We start from the raw sequence: 17864 nt of genomic DNA, 5'->3' as shown, positions 1-17864 counted from the left end.
TAAGCCGCTTGGAGCGTTGGATGTATGAGCGTACCAAACCTGCTTCAATGCCTGAATCCTCTTCTAAATAAACGAAAACTCAATGGCTTATCAACCCGGCGCCTATAACAGCCGAGATTTCACCCCACAGCCCAGACCCGGTAAAAGCAGCTGGTATGAAAGTCTGTACCGGCGGGGAAAGAGGTTTGCTTTCACTCGGGCAGATCACAACAGTATTGCGACCTCCGTGATCAGAGGATACAAATCATCGGTACATGAGAACAGTGCTGAAGTAGGGATCGATTTATACTGGAATCAGAACAGATTAGAACCTTATACTTTTGTAAGATGGCTGGGGTTTTATTTTTTTATGGCTGCGTGTGCAAAATTTATACTCCAGTTTATTTTTCCTTTAGTCAGTTTAGTTTCACTTATTCCTTTAACTGGAAAAGCCGGGTTAGATGGAACTATTTATATTTTATCGACTTTTATATTGTATATTGCTCTGCCAGCTATAGTAATCTATGCCCCGATGTGTCTCTTTAACGGTCCCAAATGGCTAGTCAATGGTGTTGTAGATAAGTTTTTTAAAATCGAGCACCTTTCTCTTTTTGCCCGTAAACGTTTTACCCTGAGCCGGGAAACCGGGATGGTGACGTTATACGGTAAAGGAAACCGGGTGATATTCAGTCATCCGTTTATTGAGTTTGACTGTATTCTGATGAGTAACCCGAACCATCAGGGATTGCTGAGTCATCACCTGAAACTGGTGCACCGTTATCATGATTACAATGAAGGCGCCATCGGGCTGGGTTCGATGTGTGGGATGCATCTGTCGCAGGAAGAGTACCTGCGGGTGTGGAATATGATTCAGCAATATATGGATGTGAGCCAGCCCCTGCCGGATATCCCGATACTGGAGCCTTTCCGTGAGCAGGATGAAACCACCGCCGCCCATGATAAAAAAACCGGCCGTAATCCGACCTACTGGCGGGAGATGAGTGATGAGGACTACGCGAAGAAGCTGGATGAAATCATTGTCTGGCAGCGGGAAGAGCATATTCCGGCTACCGGGCCTGAGCTGAATATTTTTGAACCAGCTTAAGGCGTTATTTTGAGTCTCTTCACTATAGTTTCATTGAGCAATGATTCAGGGAAATTCAGGATGAATTTCAGGGATTGGGCGCAGGGATGCGCTTCCAGTCCCGATCCGGCCAGCGCGTGGTAAAAAGGCGTTTTCGCCCGTTTTCCGCCGTGAAAATGGGCTGGGACGCATGCACCATAAGCCGCTTGGATCGTTGGATGTATGAGCGTACCAAACCAGCTTCATTGCCAGAATCTTCTTCCCGTGAGTGTTTGTGGTAGAGCAAAAAGAGTCACTGATACGCGAACGGTGATGTTACTGAAATTGAAAAACTTTTCAGCGCATCCATAAAGCTGCGCTGAAGTTTTGTAAGATCAATCAACCAGTAAAAACATGAGAATAGCTTGATTAAACGCTTCAGGCCTGTCCATCAGACACAGATGACCGGCGCATTGAATTTTCTCTAGTTTCGCATTGGGTAATATTTTCGCTGCGCAACACTTGGTCCGGATGCCAAAGAACTAAAGGAAGCCAGAGCCGGAATCTAACAGGGACAGATCTTCAAATATTCTTTGGGTCAGGTATTCATTACCACGCTGGAGCATGGTAACGAGGCTTATGAGGGTTCTTCCATCCAAATTCAAATTCCCCGTCAAAACAAAGGAGTAACAGACACGACATCTGTTGAAGGTTTTTCCCGCCATGGAAGACGGTAAAAACCGGTCCTGTCCCGCGCACAGAAGCTGAATAAAAAAGGAATTTTTCGTCTCTTTTTGTTCCTTCAAAAAGAGGCTGGTGCGCGTTCGGCTTTGTTGAAGAGCGTGAAAAAGGCCGACGCGCAACATATCTGATCCGGATATCTGTATTACCTTCCCGGAAGCGCACTATTCGGCTTCAACGATCTCATCCAGAATCTTCCCGCCAGCAAGAATCAGCCCGTGGCATCCTGTTTTTTCGTCCCGGTGTTTTGCTTTCAGACAACGACAATCGGTTGACTGATATTGAGATTCAAACTTTTCGATCGCCCGTTTTATTTTCTCTTTCATTTCCGGGCTGGTGTGTCCTCTTTCTTTGGCATACATCGAGCTGAGTACCATCGCCATACCGGTCACGACGCCACAGGCCTTTTCAACCCCCATACCACCTCCGAAGCCTGCTGCGAGCCGGATGGTCTGCTCATTCAGGCCTAAATCGTATGCGTCGTTAGCTCCCTTCAATATGGCCTCAGCACAATTGAGGTCGTTCCGGGTTTGATATCCCTGTTCAATAAGATTTTGTAATTTCATTGCTTTTTTCTTCCTGTTTTTAACCACCTGAAGAGGTTATTTTAATTGTGGTTTTAATGGTTTTTACGTTGTTTATTGATTTAAAAATGTGATCTGGCCTGAAATTACTTCCTGCTGCTTATTTAAACTTTTCTGTGTAATTGCTACCTTTTACATATACTTTTAAGTATGAGTAGTATAAATCTCAGACTTTTCATGAATAAGTTTTGAGACAGGATGAAGTCTGTTTATCAGCATGGAGTTGGAGTCGCTTATGGAATTTATTATGGCAGTTTTACTAGGTGTGGGATTACTCATCGCCCTCTCTTAACTTATATCCAAATGGGTATATACCCAACCAGACTCAGTGTGATAAGCCTGATTGTCCTGATGACATTTTCACTGAGTCCGGTTTTTACGCTGTAACCTTCTGTTACATCTGAATCACCCCCGTTTTCGTCTGAATTTTTCATGGATCATCACCCGTTTCTTCTCTGAGTTATCTGTATATTTTTATATGCTTAAAGTTTTATATTTGAACTTAAGCTATTGATAAGTCATACATTAAATAAATATGTTTGTTGCACATTAAATGTGTATACATAAATAATGAGATATTTTCCTTACAAATCATAAGGATATTATAATGTGCGCCAGGTATGAAAATAAAAAATTCGATCGTTATTTGTACATTGCGGGCTGTTATTATCACTAATCGCTATATAAGCTGTTTTTATAATAACTATTTTGCAAAATACAACGGGAGATTTTTATGAAGTATTATCTGCTGGCTCTGTCGGCTTCGGTCGCGATGATGGGAAATGCGACAGCATCTGAATGGGGATATTCGGGCAAGCATAACCCGGAAAACTGGGGAGAAGTGTCTGAAACCTGTCAGGCGGGAAATAACCAGAGCCCAATCGATATTAATCAGGCGGTGAAGGCAAGTATTAAGCCGCTTGAAATTCATTATAATGGTACCGTTCTTGGTATTGTGAACAACGGGCACACAATTCAGGCCAAAGTTGCCGGTGATAATACACTGACGGTAGACGGTAAAACATTTAAACTGGCGCAGTTCCATTTTCATACGCCATCAGAAAACTATATCAATAATCACCAGTTTGCAATGGAAGCTCATTTTGTAAATCAGGATAAAGATGGCAACCTTGCAGTGATTGCTGTGATGTTCGACAAAGGGCAAAAAAGCCAGTTTATGGATAAATTGACGGCGAACCTGCCAAAAACGGGTCATAGTGAAAAATTCGCACACCCGTTGAAAGTGAAGGATCTACTGCCGGACTCAACGCAAACTTACTATCGTTTCAATGGTTCTCTGACCACTCCGCCATGTAGTGAAGGGGTGCGATGGTTTGTGCTGAAAGATACCAAAACACTCTCTGGCAGCCAGCAACAGGCGATGATGGGTGTGATGGGCCATAACAACCGCCCGTTACAGCCATTGAATGCCCGTCTGGTCACTTCAAATTAATGCACTGTTTCTCAGCAGTCTGATGATAGCCCGGTGATATGATTCCGCCGGGCTCAACCACCTGCATCGGTAGCTTATTCTGATCGCTGCTGATATCATAGCCAGAAAGCAAAAATCACGTCAGGCAAAGATTTTCAATGGATAAAGTGCAATTTACTGTTGGTCAGGTTACTTTTTCTTACCGTCTCACCCCAGAGCAAATAAAACTCGCATCGCTGACAGAAAAAACCACACTGGATCTCAGTGAGTGGCCGGAGTTTGAACAGCAACTGACCGATGCCATTCAGTCTGCCATTCCCGATGAACTGAAACTACCGACAGAAAAGCAGCTGGCTTATGCCCGCCGGATGGCGAGTGATTTAAACCTCGAATTGCCGGAAGGCTATGAAGACAGCGCGCGGATTTGTTTACATTTTTTTGCGGAACACAAACCTGCTCATGATCGGGTGCTGAACATCTATCAGGGGATTCGCGGCAATTTATTAGGGTAAATAAAGCCGCGGTTTGTTCAGCGTGATCTGGTGTGGGTCATTCTGCTGAGCATGATGTCAATTATAATCCCAAATCACTCAGTCCCGGATGGTCATCGGGCCTTCTTCCAAGTGGCCAGTGAAATTTTCGTTCTGATTCCTTCAGAGGCAGATCATTGATACTGGCGTGGCGCTCCTTCATCAGCCCGGTTTCATCAAATATCCAGTTTTCATTACCATAAGACCGGAACCATTGTCCGCTGTCATCCCGCCATTCATACGCATAACGAACAGAAATGCGGTTATCACGAAAAGCAAACAGCTCTTTAATCAGCCGGTATTCATGCTCTTTTTGCCATTTTTGCGTCAGAAATACCTGTGCTTCTGCCCGGTTACTGACGAAATAAGTCCGGTTGCGCCACTTTGTGCCGGTTGAGTAGGCGAGGGCAACTTTAGCGGCATCGCGGCTGTTCCAGCCATCTTCTGCCAGGCGTACTTTCTCTGCTGCTGTTTTTGAATCAAAAGGTGGCAAAGGGGGTCTGATTTCAGTCATGTCTTTTCTCCATTATGTCGGGTCGGTCATATTGCTTGTCTCTATTCTATCGGTATGATGTTTTGTCTCAATAAGCAGTTAACGTCTTATTAAGACATAGTGACGGCGATTTCAGCCAGACATAAAACGAACGGATGTGGGCGATACAAATGACAGATAAAAAACAGCGGACCATTGTGATTGTCGTGCCGCCGAAGGCACAGCCTCTTGATGTCTCCGGGCCACTGGCGGCTTTCCGGGAAGCTTACCGGCAGACGAATGGTGAGATTCAATATGATGTACGGACCCTTGCAGCCGGAGTGCATCAACAAATCGATATTGATGGCATGACTATGATTGCTGATCATGCATTGTCTGACCCGGATTTTCCCATTGATACCCTGCTGGTTGCGGGAACGCATGATTACCATCAGGCTTTTTCGATGGCGGCATTTCATACATGGCTCCGGCGCCGGACACCCGGGATCAGACGTTATGGGTCGGTATGCACCGGCGCCTTTTTTCTGGGGGCGGCTGGTTTGCTGAATGGGAAACAGGTGACAACACACTGGCAGCAGGCCAAAGAACTGGCGGCACGTTATCCGCAGGCTGAAGTCTTTCCGGATTCTGTGTACGTGCAGGATGGCGCATTGTGTACTTCCGCCGGGATTACGGCCGGTATCGACTTGTCACTCAAACTGATTGAAGATGATTACGGCCGCGAGCTGGCGTTGAAGATTGCCCGCCGGTTAGTGGTTTTTCTGCGCAGACCCGGCGGACAGTCTCAGTTCAGTGCACACCTTGCTGCACAGATGGCAGCAGAGAGCCGTATTGAAGCGGTGCAACGCTGGGTTCTTGCTAATCTGGCACAGGATTTGTCCCTGCCGGTTCTGGCAGACAGAGCGGCGATGAGTGTGCGTAATTTCAGCCGTTTGTTTCGCCGGGAAACTGGTGGCACCCCCGCTGATTTTGTGGAACTGGCCCGCGTGGATGCAGCCCGGAGAATGCTGGAAGACAGTGAAACTCAGCTACAGCGAATTGCCTCTCAATGTGGTTTTACCAATGTGGATTTAATGCGGCGGGCATTTATCCGGCGAATCGGGATCAATCCGAGTGATTACCGGCAACGCTTCTATACCTGAAACCTGAAACCTGAATGCCCTTGTCTGTTTGCGCCACCAGACACATCCAGATGAGCGGCTTCATCGGATTTCAGCCGCTTTAACCTGACAATCTGATCTTGTTTCACTGATCTGTTTCACTGTTCGATTGAAATAAACAGAGATTTTCAAACCAGCTGATTTTTAAACCCAAATTATTTTTAAATAAGTAAGGCTTTACCACGCATTGGATCCCGAGGAATGGCGTTGATCAGATTCCGGGTGTATTCGTCCTGCGGGTTGGCGTAAATCGCATCGGCATCGCCTATCTCAATCACTTTGCCTTTTTGCATCACCATAATCTGATCTGAGATATGTTTCACCACAGACAGGTCATGCGAAATAAACAGATAAGAGAGCTGATATTCATCCTGTAAATCCTGAAGCAAATTCAGCACCTGCGCCTGGACGGACACATCCAGTGCGGAGACCGATTCATCACAGATCAGTACTTCCGGTTTCAGCGTCAGACAGCGGGCAATGGCAATCCGCTGTCGCTGGCCGCCGGAGAACTCATGAGGATATTTATTGTATGCGCCTTTCGGCAGGCTGACCCGTTCCAGCAACGCTTCAGCCATTTTGCGCCGTTCTGCCTGATTCGCACCGATGTTGTGAAGCATCATCGGCTCTGTCAGGATTTGCCCGACCGTAAAGCGCGGATTGAGTGAAGCATAAGGATTCTGGAAGATAATCTGCACACGGCGTTTGAGGGGTTTAAATTCCTCATCGGTCATACTCAGCAGATCATCACCCCGGTAAAAGGCCTGGCCGGATGTGGGCTCAAACAGACGCATAATGGTATGTCCGACAGTGGATTTACCTGAACCTGATTCCCCGACAATCCCGAGTGTTTTACCACGCTGCAGCTGAAAGGAGACGCCATCGACCGCTTTTAAATCCCGGTGGCTGAACAACCCGGTTCTGATTTGGAAATATTTACGCAGGTCTTTGACATCCAGAACGATATCGCCGTCGGACTTGTAGCCACGTGAGCGTTCTGCCGGCATCTGATAGTTGCCTTCCTGAAGAAAGTCGTCAATTACTGCCAGTCGTTCAGGGCGGTAATCGAGTGTCGGACGGCAGTTTAACAACGCCTTGGTATAAGGATGCTCCGGTTGCGTGAAAATGGTTTTGATATCCCCTTGTTCACAGATATGACCATGGCGCATCACCACGACCTGATCGGCAAATTCAGCCACAACACCCAGATCGTGGGTGATAAATAACACCGACATTTGATGCTTTTTCTGCATGTCTGCGATCAGTTCCAGAATCTGTTTCTGAATGGTCACGTCCAGCGCGGTGGTGGGTTCGTCTGCAATCAGCAATTTAGGCTCACAGGCGATTGCCATGGCAATCATGACCCGCTGTTGCTGCCCGCCAGACAGCTCATGCGGATAAGCTTTGAGCCGGTTGGCCGGATCAGGCAGACCGACTTCCGTCAGCAGTTCAATCGCCCTCTCTCTGGCGGCTTTTTTACTGATCTTTTTATGTTCCAGCAGGGTTTCAATAATTTGATCACCAATACTGAATACCGGATTTAGCGAGCTCATGGGCTCTTGAAAAATCATCGCAACATCGCTGCCACGCAGGGTTTGCAACTCTTTTTTCGACATCTTGAGTACATCCCGGCCATCAAACTCAATCTGACTTTGCTCAGAGATGAGTGTATTTGATACCGGGAGTAAGCCCATCAATGCCATGGAAGTCACGGACTTGCCGGAACCGGATTCTCCTACAAGCGCTACAGTAGTGTTTTCCGGTACGGTAAAACTAATGGTTTTTAATGCGTGAAACAGGTCGCCATCTTCCAGTCTGAAGTCGACCTTTAAATTCTTCACGGATAATAAAGGTTTGTTCATTATGCTTCCCTCATCACTTCACTTTCGGGTCTAACGCGTCACGCATACTGTCTGTCAGCAGACTGAAGGCGGTGACCAGAATGGACATAAACACAGTGACTGTGACCATCTGCCACCAATAGCCCTGAAGCAGTTCGGACGGCACTTCTGCCAGCATCGAGCCCCAGCTGGTCTGGGTAATACTGACCCCGAATCCGAGAAAAGAAAGCACCACCTCTGATTTGATCATACCGACAGTCAGAATAGAGAATTGCACCAGGAGCAAATGACTGACGTTCGGCAGAATATGCAGGAACATCTTGCGGGCGTGTCCGGCACCAATCGCATCGGCGGCCTGAATATATTCCCGGTCTTTATGCTTCATAAATTCTGCCCGCATAATCCGGAAAACATAAGTCCATGAGGTCAGACCGAAGATGATAATCAGCGTGTCAATGCCGCGGGAAAATACGACGGCGAAAGAGAGCAGCAGTAGCATGTCCGGAATGGAGGTGAAAATGCTGTAAAACCACATCAGCAGGTCATCGACCCATTTGCCGAAATAACCAGCCAGTGCGCCTAAAATGGTTCCGATAATAATCGCACAGAGAGAGCCGAACAGAGCCACTGTGACCGATACTGAAGTACCTTTTAAGGTTTTTTGCAGAATGTCGCGTCCGCGACCATCTGCGCCCAGAATCAGCGAATCGGCTTTTTGTACCGTTTCTGTTTCATACTGATCTTCATTGGTATCCGCTTCCGCCATTAAAGCAGCCAGCGGATCATCTGCATCTGCTTCAAGGGTTTCCTGTTCAACCCCCTGAATGCTGCTGGCTTTGACTTCCGTGCCGCGTTTTTCCCAGCTGGCAAAGGTGGGTGGCGCATACGGCAGTGCAATTTCTTCCCGCCAGTCAGAACCGATCAGGTTCATCCATCCGGCCAGAGATAATAATAAATAGAAGATGACAATAAACAGGCTGATATAGCCGACTTTATCTTTCTTTAATCGTTGCCAGCCAAGGCGCCATAGACTGCGGGCTGGTGCGTCTGATACGGTTGATTCTGCGTCCAGACTGAGTTCATTGGTTTGAGAATTCACGGTCTGTCCTTCCTATTTCAGTTTCACGCGTGGATCAACCAGCTTATAGATCAGATCTGCAAGCAGATTAAAAATCATAATGGCAATCACCAGATAAATCGTAATGGCCTTAATGACCGGGAAATCACTGTTGTTCACCGCCTTGAGTATTTCATTACCCAGCCCCGGAATTCCAAAAAAACGTTCCATCAGGACTGAGCCGGTAATCATATAAGGCAGAGAAGACATCACACCGGTGACAATCGGAATCAATGCGTTACGCATCACGTGTTTTAAGATGACTTTTCGTTCCGGTAAACCTTTCGCCCGTGCTGTGCGCACATAGTCATGGTTAATCTCTTCGACAAAACAGGTGCGGTAAAACCGGGTGTCGGGCGCGATGCTGACCGTCAGTCCGATCAGTAGTGGCAGCGGAATATAAATCAGGAGGTTTTCCCACAGGTCGTCACCCCAGCCAAAGACCGGAAACCAATGGAGCTTATAAGCGAGAAAATATTGCCCGGCGATAATATAAACCAGAATACTGATAGACATCGCAAACGTGGAAAGAATAGTGACAGTGCGATCATAAATACTGCCGTTATAGTAAGCAACGGATGCAGCTATCAGCAGTGAGAAAAACAGCGAGAAGATTTGCCAGGTCAGCAGTAACATGACCGAAGGGCCGACCCGGTTGCCGATAATTTCGGACACCGGCTGTTGAGTTGACCATGAAGTGCCGAAATCCATCGTCAGCACCTGTTTGATAAAGATAAGAAACTGTTCCGGCAGGCTCTTATCCAGCCCCAGTTGTGCCCGGATACTGGCGAGCATTTCAGCGTTCAGGCTTTTACCGGCCAGAATGTAGGATGGGTCACCACCAACTAACGAATAAAGTATAAACAGCAGCAACATAACGCCAAGCAGGGTCGGAATCATTTGCCAGCTTCTGCGGATAATATAAGAAAGCATGAATTCTCCTGGTACAACAACATTCGATACGACGCAATGGAACCGGGTCGTATCGAATGATATACAGCTAGATATAACGATTAAGGATGAATTTATTTTTTCTCATCCAGTGACATATAACGCCAGGAGCCGATGATCGGATGTTTTTTGTACCCATGAACATAATCGTGAGTGACAGAGCTGGAAATCCGGGTATCCCCCATGATAAAAGGCTGATATTGCGCGACCTGTTTGTTAATTTTGTCATACAGTTTCTGACGTTCAGGTCCGTCTGGCAGCTTCAGGCTGGCTTCGTACTCTTTATTGACGGCTGGCAGGTTAAACCCTGACCAGTTGGAATCTCCGGTATTCGGGCCGTAGAACATCTGCATGAAGTTGTCACCGTCCGGATAATCGGCAAACCAGGCCAGTCCCCACATCTGGAGTTTGCCTTCCCGGTTCATTTTCGCCAGTTCGTTCCATTTGCCGGTTTTAAACGTCAGCTTAATTTTGACGGCATCAAACGTCTGTTGCCAGAATTCGTTCCATTCCCGGTCAATTGCTGCGGTTCCGGTTCCCATTTCAACCGATAACGGTGAACCATCAGGCTGGGTACGGAAACCATCCGCACCGATTTTATAACCGGCTGCATCGAGCAGTGCATTGGCTTTGGCCGGGTTATATTGAACTGCACTTGTCACATTCGGATTATGGCCTGCCACACCTTCAGGAATGATGTAGTTGACCGGCGTTGCCTGACCACGGCGGATACGGGCGATGGTTTCTGCACGCGGATAAGCCATGGCAATCGCCCGACGCAGAGCGATTTTCTTCGGTGTATAGCCGCCGACAACCGGATCTTCCATATTGAAGAAATAGAAGGTGATTTCCAAGAGCTTGGTACGCTGGAGGCTGATGCCCTGATCAACAAATTTTTTCGCCAGTTTGACGTCTTGCGGGTTGTCCGGGTTCATCACCAGCGCTTCTTTGTATGCTGGCTGCGGGATACCGGATAAGTCCAGCTGTTTGTTCAGGAAAGCCAGCCATGCCGGTTGCTCTTCTTCAATGATATGAATGTTGATGTTCTTAATCTGCGGGATGGTTTTGCCATGCATTTCTTTGGCAACTTTGACCGAAACCGGATCCGATGGATCGGGTTTGAAATCAAACACTTTATGACGGAAGTTTGGATTGGCAGTCAGCGAAATGAGATTACCGGGTTTCCAGTCTGATAGCGTATAAGGGCCGGTTCCGACCGGGTGCGCATTGGTATTTGCTGCATTCGCTTCAATGACTTCCCGTGCGACAGCGCCGAAAGAAGGCATTGCCATAATGACTGAGAAGTTGAAGTTTGGCTCTTTCAGATTGAGCTGCAATGTGTATTTATCTAATGCTTTGATCCCTTCAATCTTTGTATCGTAATTCAAAGGGCCATTACCAGCAGCTTTCACCAGCTTATCTGCGCCAACAAATTTGCCAGCCAACAGATAGTTGGTTGGAGAGTTGATGGTTTTATCCAGAATTCGTTTCAGTGAGTAAACATAGTCAGCTGCGACCAGTTCGCGCTTTTTTCCTTTAAATGCCGGATCATCAGCAAAATAAATACCGGGTTTAATTTTGAATGTGTATGTTTTACCGCCATTCGTAATCTGAGGCATAGATTCAATGACATTGGGAACAAGTTTGACCGGACGCGCCAGATAGTCATAGGTTAATAAGGTGTCATAAACATTTCCTACGACCTGCATTGAATAGTTGTCACCGACTTTTGCAGGATCAAACCCGGTTGCTGGTCCGTCGATATCAACATTGAGTGTGCCGTGTGGCCCTGCCGCATAAAGCGAACCTGAGGTGGTGATTGCTGCTGCAAGTAAAGCGGCTTTAAAAAACTTGTCCTTAATTATCATTAAAACTTCTCCATTCTAAGTTTTGGATATATACGTTTCCGACTATCTTGTTTCCCGCGGATAACCAGCTTTCCAACATGCATTTTAATGTGTATCTCTTCAGTGATATCCGGATGATCATCGGATGATTCATTGCACATGAGTGGATAAATGACTGATATACAGTTGCAAAAGATACGCCATTGCATGGTTTTTCTTCGCGGTCCTGTTAATATGTCTATACAACTCGTCTAAAAAATAACCATATTATCTATTTATCAATATGGATAAAAAGATAAACATATTCCATATATAATATGTTGTATTGTAAGCACTTTTCATGGTTTTTTTCTTGATATCATATCTCAGCTCAAGATGCGAGCCTTGATTGAGATGATGGAATTGATTTCAGATGAGATTCATTTTGGTGAAATTTGTCAGCTTTTCATGTTAACCTGATGATTTTTAATCATAATTTTTTTATTGGGGCAAATGTCTTTTTGCGGAAGGCTGAATTTTTTCGGGAAAAAATCTCAAATAATAAAATAATTTTCAGATAATGAAAAAATGTAGACAAGTGAGTTTAATATCTTCGTTGCATATTTGTTCGGTCAGGCGCGTTGTGGAATTATTATAAGATTATGATTTTAAATGATTTAAAGAGGTTTTCGCCTTCGCTTGAGCCATTTTACCCTTGAATTTGTATGAAAGTCTATATGGCACATTTTTGCATTCTTATGGTGCATCTTTGACGGGGTGCACTGATTTTGTGCGTTGTCGTGTTGTCTTTTATTCATGTTGGTCTCTATGACACTCAGATGTAAATCAGGTGTAAATCAGGTTGTTGTGAGTGATATCCGGGATAAGTTTACTATCTCATGCATGATGGTTTGAATGACGGTTGCTGAATTTGAGCCTGAAAATGAAAGAAGCCGGAAAGCGGATCCCGGTTTTTGCGGAATGAGTCAGAAAATCACGGTTGACCGGAGGGAATCTGATGCTTCCGGCAAGGAATCCTCTGGAGCTTTTCATGCCACTGGCTTAAAATGCCGGTCAGTTCTGTTGATTGAAAATAATATTATCAATAAACAGGCTGTTGTCTTCTGCGTATTGAGGTCGTTTTGGTTCATTTTCATCAAGCTGTTCGCCAACTGATAAATCAGGTTCAACACTCTTCAGATAAAACACTGCGGTGCACGCTGACTCTTTCTGCACCACCGTCATTTGGTTTACCGGACTGGCTTGAATGTCAGACACTGTTCCCTAAATTTTACTGGCAGGACCGGGAAGGTCAGGAAGAAGTGGTCGCTTTGGGACAGTGTTATCGGTTTGATGATCCGGCGCCTGCCTATTCAGTGATCTCTGCCGGACAGAGAATCTGGGGAGGTCGTTCATTTGACGGCGGAACAGATAAATCGCCGGGTTGTCCGGAATCTTTCTTTTTCATGCCATTGGTGGAACTGATTCGTGATGGCGATGTCTGGATTCTCGCTGTGAATCTGTCGGGAAATCCTTTGTCCTCTGATCAGTTTTCAGATAATCAGTTTCCAGGTAATCAGTGTTCAGGCAATCAGTCTCCCGGTGAGCAATGTTCTGAAAACCAATTTTGTGAAAATCAAGTGCCTGAAAATCAATGCTGCAAAAATAACAGCGCTGAAAGCCAGTTTGCTTTGAATCAGTCGCGGGCGATTGATGCACTGGAACAGCTGGTGATGAATGTTCCGGAACTGAAACCGGTGAAAACAGGTATTCAGTCTGTTGTGCATCAGCCGGATGAACAGCAGTGGTGTGATTTAATGGATAAAGCTTTATCAAAGATACAGCAGGGTGCCTTTGATAAAGTCGTGCTGGCCAGGCAATCTTCATACGGTTTGAAAACGCCGGTCCGGGCCGCTCAATTATTGAAAGCCAGCTGCCGGCAGAATCATCACAGCTTTCATTTTTTGCTGGCTGTGGATGGGCAGCGAAGCTTCACAGGTTCAACGCCTGAGCGTCTTTATCTGAGGGTCGGGCAATCATTAGAGACGGAAGCGCTGGCCGGAACAACGGGCCGCGGACAAACCCCGGTACAGGATCAAGAGTTGGCCGACTGGCTGATACACGATGATAAGAATATTCAGGAAAATCAATATGTGGTGGATGATATTGTGGATCATCTGACGCCGCTTTCTCTGGAGATTGACACCGTAGAACAGCCCCGGCTGATAAAATTAAGCCGGGTTCAGCATCTGAAGCGCCGTATTCATGCCCGGTTGAAGGCTGGTGTTAACGGTGTTCACTTGCTCAGCAGCCTGCAGCCAACGGCTGCCGTTGCCGGATATCCGCGTCCGGCTGCGCAGGCATTTATTGCACAGGAAGAGCCATTCTCCCGTGGCTGGTATGCCGGGGCGATTGGTTATATCAGTCATGAAAAAGCAGAGTTTTGTGTGGCTATCCGCAGTGCTCTGATTGTCGGAGAACAAATCAGATTATACGCAGGGGCAGGTATTGTGCCCGGATCTGTTGCGAAGGAAGAGTGGCAGGAACTGAACAGGAAAATGTCAACTTTACTGAGTTTAATGGCAGATGACGAGCAGTAATCTGCCATGAACCCGAATGAAACAACGGAGATAAAAGATTGTGGATCAGGCTATAATGAACCGTCTGTGGAGCCGGATTTTACTGGAAGAATTATCCCGTTTGGGTGTGACTGAAGTCTGTCTGGCTCCCGGCTCACGCTCAACGCCGCTGACACTGGAAGCGGATGATAACCCAAAACTAAACCTTCATACCCATTTTGATGAACGCGGGCTCGGATATCTGGCACTCGGACTGGCAAAGGCCAGCCAGCAGCCTGTGGTGATTATTGTGACCTCCGGGACAGCGGTTGCTAATTTACTTCCGGCGATTGCAGAATCACGTCTGACGGGGGAAAAACTGGTGGTGCTGACGGCTGATCGCCCGGTGGAGCTGATCGACTGTGGTGCGAATCAGGCCATTGAACAGCGCGGGATTTTCTCACAGCATGTGACCCGGTTTGTTGACCTGCCGTCACCATCCGCTTCCATCCCGCCGGGCTGGTTGCTGACGACAGTTGATCAGGCGATGTTCGGTCAGAAGTTGTCTGGCGGAGCCATTCACTTTAACTGTCCTTTCCCTGAACCGCTTTATAGTGACTCGCACCCTTCATCAGATAATCCGTATTTTGCCAGCGTTCAGGACTGGCTGTCTTGCGCTTCTCCCTATAGTTCTCAGGCAATGCCGCCGGAGGTGATGACGGCAACGATTGATCCGGAGATGCTGCAACTCAGGGGACTGGTGATTATCGGTTCGCTGGATCTTGCGTCTTCATACCGGGCTGAACAGTTTGCCCAGCAACTGGGCTGGCCGGTGCTGTGTGATTCGCAAAGCGGGGTCGGCAGTGACTGGGCGTATTATGATGTGTGGCTCCAGCATCCGTTGCTGGCACAAAAATTATCTGAATGTGAGGTGGTGATTCAGTTTGGCTCCCGGCTGGTATCCAGACGGCTTAATGACTGGTTGCAGCAACAGGTGTCGGGAGGATGCCAGTATATTTACGTTTCACCGGATAAGCACCGTGACAATCAGTTTCATCTGCCACAGCAACAAGTGATCGCTGATATCTGCCAGTGGGCAGACAATATGAACCGGCATTTATTACCGGGTTCCGGTGCCGGATGGGCTGATCATCTTTTGCCGGTGATTCGTCTGATACCTCCGGTGATCCGGCAGGTGGCGGAACAGAGTGAACATCTGTCTGAAACCGCAGTGGCTGCAACACTGGCTGAACTGACCCCAAAAGCGGACTTATTTATCGGTAATAGTCTCATCGTTCGTCTGGTTGATATGTTTGTCCGGCACCAAAACCGGGCTGTTTTTTCTAACCGGGGCGCTTCGGGCATTGATGGGGTGATTGCAACTGCAACCGGAGTTCAGCGTTACAGGAAGAAGCCACTGATTCTGTTGATGGGCGACACTTCCTTTCTCTATGATATCAATTCGATGGCGTTGCTCGGTCAGAGTGATGTACCGTTTGTGATTGTGGTCCTGAATAATGATGGCGGGGTGATTTTTGATTTGTTGCCGGTGCCTGCTGACAGAAAAACCGCATTGTATCAGATGCCTCACGGCTATCAGTTTCGTCATGCCGCGGCGCAATTTGGCTGGGCGTACCAACAGCCGCAAAAGCTGACAGATTATACCCGCGCGATAGAAACGCATCTCAACAGCAGCAAGGGTGGACTATTGATTGAAGTGGTGACCCCACCGGAACAGGTTGCCGGACATATCCGGCAAATCGTGCGTCATGTTAAAACTTTATAGTTTATTTGAAGCAACAGAACACAGGCAGGGTGAGCCGGATCCGGATTCCCCGGTCCTGGTGTTTTTGCATGGGTTGCTTGGACAGCATCAGGACTGGGCAGAGGTGCGATCGCGTCTGACAGATTTTCCCCGTTTAAGTCTTGATTTGCCCGGTCATGGCCAGAGCCGGGGCAACGGGTGTGTTGATATGGACGATTGCTGTGAGCAGATTGTCTTTGCAATAAAAGCGGCGTTGCAAAAAGAGGGAATGAGTCAGGCGCATCCTTTAATTCTGACCGGGTATTCACTTGGCGGACGCATTGCAATGTATGGATGTGTCAAAGGTCGCTGGTCATCGCTGAATCTGAAAGGGCTGATTATCGAAGGTGGTCATTTTGGTTTGGGTGATGAAGCGGCCCGGCAGCAGCGCTGGCAGCATGATATGCAGTGGGCTGCGAGATTTCGTGATGAGCCGGTTGAGCAGGTTTTAGACGATTGGTATCAGCAACCGGTTTTTTCCACACTAAATGATGCGCAAAGGCAACAACTGATTTCTCAGCGTCGTGATAATCTTGGCACCCGGATTGCAGAGATGATGCTGGCCACATCATTAGCCCGTCAGCCGGATTTGCTGGCTGAGCTTTACAAACAACCCTTACCCGTGCGTTATATTTGCGGTGAAGAGGATCAAAAATTCAGGCAACTGGCCGGGAACAGCCGGTTGTCCGTTTATGCGATAAAGCAGGCAGGACATAACGTTCATAAAGAGAAGTCCGGTGCATTTACCCATGCGCTCCGGGAGTGTATTTGCTCTTTTACCCGTCCTGAAAAACAGAATCAATGATGAAGATAGGAAAGTTATGACAATTACAGTCGGTATCAGTGAAGAAGAACTTTATGCACCAATTGTGTGGAACGATTGCACCAATGACTATCAGGATATTCAGTATTGCAAGTCTGTTGACGGCATTGCAAAAATTGTCATTGCCCGTCCACAGGTACGGAACGCTTTCCGCCCTCAGACGGTCAAAGAAATGATTCATGCATTAGCTGATGCCCGGTATGACGAAAACGTTGGCGTGATTATTCTGACCGGACTGGGAGAAGATGCTTTCTGCTCTGGTGGTGACCAGAAAATCCGCGGGGATTATGGCGGTTACCGGGATGATGAAGGTACACATCATCTGAACGTACTGGATTTTCAGCGTCAGATCCGCACCTGTCCCAAACCTGTGATTGCTTCTGTTGCCGGATGGGCCGTTGGTGGCGGGCATGTACTGCATATGATGTGTGATTTAACCATTGCAGCGGATAATGCGAAATTTGGCCAGACCGGGCCAAAAGTCGGTTCGTTTGACGGGGGGTGGGGCGCTTCGTATATGTCCCGGATTGTGGGGCAGAAAAAAGCCCGTGAAATCTGGTTTCTTTGCCGTTTTTATGATGCTCAGGAAGCGTCTGACATGGGGCTGGTGAATACAGTTGTTCCTTTGGCTGATCTGGAAAAAGAAACGATTCGCTGGTGTCGTGAAGTCTTGCAGCATAGCCCGATGGCTTTGCGTTGCCTGAAAGCTGCATTGAATGCAGATTGTGACGGACAGGCCGGATTACAGGAACTTGCCGGTAACGCCACTATGATGTTTTACATGACTGATGAAGGTCAGGAAGGACGGAATGCGTTCAATGAGAAACGCCGTCCGGACTTTAAAAAGTTCCCCCGTAACCCATAAACATTGAATTCACCGGGTCATTGCCGGTGAATCAGATCACCATGGGGACAGGACAACAAGATCATTGTTGTATGATTTGTATTTTATCATCTCTTCA

At 47.2% G+C, this 17864-nt stretch carries 15 protein-coding genes; 8 read left to right on the top strand and 7 right to left on the bottom strand.

The genetic code is table 11. The features are described 5' to 3' along the window. Positions 1-82: 82 nt before the first annotated feature. Positions 83-1084: a hypothetical protein gene (locus OCV29_RS12515; protein ID WP_073603131.1), complete on the top strand. Its 1002-nt coding sequence runs from the start codon at positions 83-85 to the stop codon at positions 1082-1084. A gap of 500 nt (positions 1085-1584) precedes the next feature. On the opposite strand, the gene OCV29_RS12510 is transcribed toward OCV29_RS12515, so the two are convergent. Together OCV29_RS12510 and OCV29_RS12505 are read right to left on the bottom strand one after the other, a co-directional pair. After that, entirely contained in the window at positions 1585-1908 is a 324-nt protein-coding gene (locus OCV29_RS12510) for a hypothetical protein (protein ID WP_073603132.1), read from the bottom strand. A 39-nt stretch (positions 1909-1947) separates the two neighbouring features. Next, on the bottom strand, positions 1948-2349 hold the full coding sequence (locus OCV29_RS12505; protein ID WP_073603133.1) for a C-GCAxxG-C-C family (seleno)protein: 402 nt from the start codon (positions 2347-2349) through the stop codon (positions 1948-1950). 751 nt (positions 2350-3100) lie between these two features. Between OCV29_RS12505 and OCV29_RS12500 the strand changes: the two genes are divergently transcribed. Both OCV29_RS12500 and OCV29_RS12495 read left to right on the top strand, forming a co-directional pair. Beyond that, positions 3101-3820 (top strand): carbonic anhydrase, encoded by a 720-nt coding sequence (locus OCV29_RS12500; protein WP_073603134.1) that lies wholly within the window; start codon positions 3101-3103, stop codon positions 3818-3820. A gap of 137 nt (positions 3821-3957) precedes the next feature. Continuing rightward, positions 3958-4311 carry a hypothetical protein gene (locus OCV29_RS12495; RefSeq protein WP_073603135.1) on the top strand — a complete coding sequence of 118 codons (354 nt, stop codon included), beginning with the start codon at positions 3958-3960 and terminating at the stop codon, positions 4309-4311. A gap of 61 nt (positions 4312-4372) precedes the next feature. On the opposite strand, the gene OCV29_RS12490 is transcribed toward OCV29_RS12495, so the two are convergent. Beyond that, positions 4373-4843: a nuclear transport factor 2 family protein gene (locus tag OCV29_RS12490; protein ID WP_073603136.1), complete on the bottom strand. Its 471-nt coding sequence runs from the start codon at positions 4841-4843 to the stop codon at positions 4373-4375. 149 nt (positions 4844-4992) lie between these two features. Here OCV29_RS12490 and OCV29_RS12485 point away from each other — a divergent pair, with 149 nt between their 5' ends. Next, a complete protein-coding gene (locus tag OCV29_RS12485) occupies positions 4993-5964 on the top strand; it encodes a GlxA family transcriptional regulator (RefSeq protein ID WP_073603137.1) in 972 nt (323 codons plus the stop codon). Between the two features lie 179 nt (positions 5965-6143). Here OCV29_RS12485 and OCV29_RS12480 read toward each other — a convergent pair whose 3' ends face one another. The 4 genes from OCV29_RS12480 to OCV29_RS12465 form a co-directional block, all read right to left on the bottom strand. Continuing rightward, positions 6144-7844, bottom strand: a complete 1701-nt coding sequence (locus OCV29_RS12480) for an ABC transporter ATP-binding protein (RefSeq protein ID WP_073603138.1) — start codon at positions 7842-7844, stop codon at positions 6144-6146. A 13-nt stretch (positions 7845-7857) separates the two neighbouring features. Beyond that, positions 7858-8922, bottom strand: coding sequence for an ABC transporter permease (locus OCV29_RS12475; protein ID WP_084193273.1), 1065 nt, complete (start codon positions 8920-8922; stop codon positions 7858-7860). Positions 8923-8934: 12 nt separating this feature from the next. Then, entirely contained in the window at positions 8935-9873 is a 939-nt protein-coding gene (locus OCV29_RS12470; RefSeq protein WP_073603139.1) for an ABC transporter permease, read from the bottom strand. Positions 9874-9965: 92 nt separating this feature from the next. Beyond that, complete coding sequence (locus OCV29_RS12465) at positions 9966-11759, bottom strand: ABC transporter substrate-binding protein (protein ID WP_073603140.1); 1794 nt, start codon at positions 11757-11759, stop codon at positions 9966-9968. A 1280-nt stretch (positions 11760-13039) separates the two neighbouring features. On the opposite strand from OCV29_RS12465, the gene OCV29_RS23585 reads away from it, so the two are divergent. From OCV29_RS23585 to menB, 4 genes are read left to right on the top strand one after another with little or no spacing between them, the layout of a single operon-like run. Further along, a complete protein-coding gene (locus tag OCV29_RS23585) occupies positions 13040-14317 on the top strand; it encodes an isochorismate synthase (RefSeq protein WP_370737182.1) in 1278 nt (425 codons plus the stop codon). 55 nt (positions 14318-14372) lie between these two features. Continuing rightward, on the top strand, positions 14373-16061 hold the full coding sequence (gene menD, locus OCV29_RS12455; protein ID WP_073603144.1) for a 2-succinyl-5-enolpyruvyl-6-hydroxy-3-cyclohexene-1-carboxylic-acid synthase: 1689 nt from the start codon (positions 14373-14375) through the stop codon (positions 16059-16061). Beyond that, positions 16045-16884 (top strand): 2-succinyl-6-hydroxy-2,4-cyclohexadiene-1-carboxylate synthase, encoded by an 840-nt coding sequence (gene menH / locus OCV29_RS12450; RefSeq protein ID WP_073603145.1) that lies wholly within the window; start codon positions 16045-16047, stop codon positions 16882-16884. The genes menD and menH overlap by 17 nt, the downstream gene beginning before the upstream one ends. 16 nt (positions 16885-16900) lie before the next feature. Beyond that, positions 16901-17767, top strand: coding sequence for a 1,4-dihydroxy-2-naphthoyl-CoA synthase (menB, locus tag OCV29_RS12445; RefSeq protein WP_073603146.1), 867 nt, complete (start codon positions 16901-16903; stop codon positions 17765-17767). Positions 17768-17864: the final 97 nt, after the last annotated feature.

It is taken from the genome of Vibrio aerogenes (assembly GCF_024346755.1).
Taxonomy (GTDB): Bacteria; Pseudomonadota; Gammaproteobacteria; order Enterobacterales; family Vibrionaceae; genus Vibrio; species Vibrio aerogenes.
The sequence above is the reverse complement of the archived record's forward strand: the minus strand, read 5'-3'. Positions and strand labels throughout refer to the sequence as shown.

Excerpts from the sequence above, each read along its gene's own strand:
- OCV29_RS12515 (WP_073603131.1), top strand. The coding sequence starts at position 83 with ATGGCTTATCAACCCGGCGCCTATAACAGCCGAGATTTCACCCCACAG.
- OCV29_RS12510 (WP_073603132.1), bottom strand. The coding sequence starts at position 1,908 with ATGTTGCGCGTCGGCCTTTTTCACGCTCTTCAACAAAGCCGAACGCGC.
- OCV29_RS12505 (WP_073603133.1), bottom strand. The coding sequence starts at position 2,349 with ATGAAATTACAAAATCTTATTGAACAGGGATATCAAACCCGGAACGAC.
- OCV29_RS12500 (WP_073603134.1), top strand. The coding sequence starts at position 3,101 with ATGAAGTATTATCTGCTGGCTCTGTCGGCTTCGGTCGCGATGATGGGA.
- OCV29_RS12495 (WP_073603135.1), top strand. The coding sequence starts at position 3,958 with ATGGATAAAGTGCAATTTACTGTTGGTCAGGTTACTTTTTCTTACCGT.
- OCV29_RS12490 (WP_073603136.1), bottom strand. The coding sequence starts at position 4,843 with ATGACTGAAATCAGACCCCCTTTGCCACCTTTTGATTCAAAAACAGCA.
- OCV29_RS12485 (WP_073603137.1), top strand. The coding sequence starts at position 4,993 with ATGACAGATAAAAAACAGCGGACCATTGTGATTGTCGTGCCGCCGAAG.
- OCV29_RS12480 (WP_073603138.1), bottom strand. The coding sequence starts at position 7,844 with ATGAACAAACCTTTATTATCCGTGAAGAATTTAAAGGTCGACTTCAGA.
- OCV29_RS12470 (WP_073603139.1), bottom strand. The coding sequence starts at position 9,873 with ATGCTTTCTTATATTATCCGCAGAAGCTGGCAAATGATTCCGACCCTG.
- OCV29_RS12465 (WP_073603140.1), bottom strand. The coding sequence starts at position 11,759 with ATGATAATTAAGGACAAGTTTTTTAAAGCCGCTTTACTTGCAGCAGCA.
- menD (WP_073603144.1), top strand. The coding sequence starts at position 14,373 with ATGAACCGTCTGTGGAGCCGGATTTTACTGGAAGAATTATCCCGTTTG.
- menH (WP_073603145.1), top strand. The coding sequence starts at position 16,045 with ATGTTAAAACTTTATAGTTTATTTGAAGCAACAGAACACAGGCAGGGT.
- menB (WP_073603146.1), top strand. The coding sequence starts at position 16,901 with ATGACAATTACAGTCGGTATCAGTGAAGAAGAACTTTATGCACCAATT.